Annotated in this window: 1 pseudogene; it reads right to left on the bottom strand. The window is 79.5% G+C overall.

From position 1 onward, the window contains the following. Positions 1–2,028 (bottom strand): annotated as a pseudogene (locus MSIMFI_RS27485) (PE family protein); the annotation flags it as partial.

Raw genomic sequence — 2,028 nt, 5'->3', positions numbered from 1 at the left:
CCCCTCGCGTGTCCGCCGCCGCCCGCTGAGCTCGGACACCGCCCCCCCCCCCCCCCCCCCCCCCCCCCGCCCCCCCCGGGCGCCCCCCCCCCCGGGGGCCCCCCGGGTCCCGCCGGTCCCACCCCCCCCCCCAGCCCCGCCTTGGCCGCCAGTGCCGCCCCAGCCGCCGAATCCGGCATTGTCGAAGCCGTCGTCGGTGTAGCCGGTACCGCCGGTGCCGCCTTTACCCCCGGTACCGCCCTGGCCGCCGCTGCCATTCGTTGCCCCGGAGGCGGCATTGCCGCCGGCGCCGCCGGCGCCGCCGTCACCGCCCAGGCCGCCGGCGCTTCCGGACGCGATCGGACCGCCGCCCGCGCCGGTGCCGCCCTGGCCGCCGGTGCCGCCCTCGCCACCGGCACCGGCGATGTGGCTGCCGCCGTCGGCGTCGCCACCCTGGCCACCCGTGCCACCGGTGCCGCCTTTGCCGGCGGCGCCCGCGGCGTTGTGGAAGCCGCCGCTGTCCGCGCCGCCTTCACCGCCGGCGCCGCCGAGGCCACCGGCGCCGCCGGTGCCGCCGACGCCGGCGTTGTCAGCACCGTCGTCGTCATAGCCAGCGCCGCCGGTGCCGCCTTTGCCGCCTTGACCGCCGGCGCCGCCCACGCCAGGGGTGGAGCCGACGCCAGCGTTACCGCCGGAGCCACCGGCACCCCCTTCGCCGCCTTGACCGCCGGGGGCGCCGGTGCCTGAGGCAGCGCCGGTGGCGCCATCGCCACCTTGACCGCCTTGGCCACCTTGGCCGCCCCCACCGGCTGCACCGGCCTGGCCCACGTTGCCGCCGTCGCCGCCTGCCCCGCCGGTGCCACCGGCGCCGGCGACTCCGTCAGTGCCGCCCGTACCGGCGGATCCGCCTCCGCCGCCATCGCCGCCTTGGCCGCCACTGCCGGCGACATTGAAGTCGCCGACGTCCTTGCCTTGGCCACCCTGGCCACCGGTACCGCCTTTGCCTCCATCGCCATTGATTCCGCCACTGGTGGTGCCGCCCTGGCCGCCGTCGCCGCCCTGGCCGCCGTGGCCGCCGACATGGCCGAAGCCGCCGCCGCTGGCTCCGCCGTCGCCGCCAGTGCCACCTTGGCCGCCGGTACCGCCGGCACCCACGTCGCCGCCACTGCCACCAGTGCCGATTGCGCCGCCGGCACCGCCGGTGCCGCCGTCGCCACCGGCGCCGCCGCTGCCGGCGTTATTGGAGCCGTCGTCGGCGAAGCCGACGCCGCCGGTGCCGCCTTGGCCGCCCTGGCCGCCCTGGCCGCCGCTGCCGTTGGTTGCGCCCAGCACGGCGGTGCCGCCGGCGCCGCCGGTACCACCTTGACCGCCGAGGCCGCCGGTGCCGCCGGTGCCCTTGGCCGGGCCGGCGATGCCGGTGCCGCCTTGGCCGCCTTGGCCGCCTTGGCCACCTGCACCAGCGGTATTTCCCATCGTGGTGGTGGCGCCACCCTCGCCGCCCTGACCACCTGTGCCGCCGGCGCCCGCGGCGCCCGCGGTCGGGGTGCCTTGGTCGCCGCCCGTGCCAGCCGCGCCGCCGCCACCGCCTTGACCGCCTTGACCGCCCTGGCCGCCGGAGCCGGCGTCGTTGCTGCCGGTGTCGGCGTGGCCGGCACCGCCTTGACCGCCGACGCCGCCTTGGCCGCCTTTGCCACCGTTACCGCTGGTCACGCCGAGAACGGCGCCGCCGCCTTGGCCACCCTCGCCGCCAGCGCCGCCCTGACCGCCGGCGTAGCCACTGCCGCCGACCGGCCCATCGAGTCCTTGGCCACCCTCGCCACCTTGGCCCCCTTGGCCACCCTCAGCGGCGGTGCCACCGAGAGTGAAGTTGGCGCCGCCGGTGCCGCCGGTGCCGCCGGCGCCGCCGGTGCCCGCACTGCCCACGGTGCCCCCGGTGCCGCCGGTGCCGACCGCGCCGCCGGTGCCGCCTTTGCCGCCCGTGCCACCGGTGCCGCCGGCGGCCGCGGAGGTGATGCCGTCGTCGGCGGCACCGGCGCCGCCTTGACCCCG

It is taken from the genome of Mycobacterium simulans (genome assembly GCF_900232995.1).
Lineage (GTDB): Bacteria > Actinomycetota > Actinomycetes > Mycobacteriales > Mycobacteriaceae > Mycobacterium > Mycobacterium simulans.
This window is presented reverse-complemented; position numbering and strand designations above follow the sequence as displayed.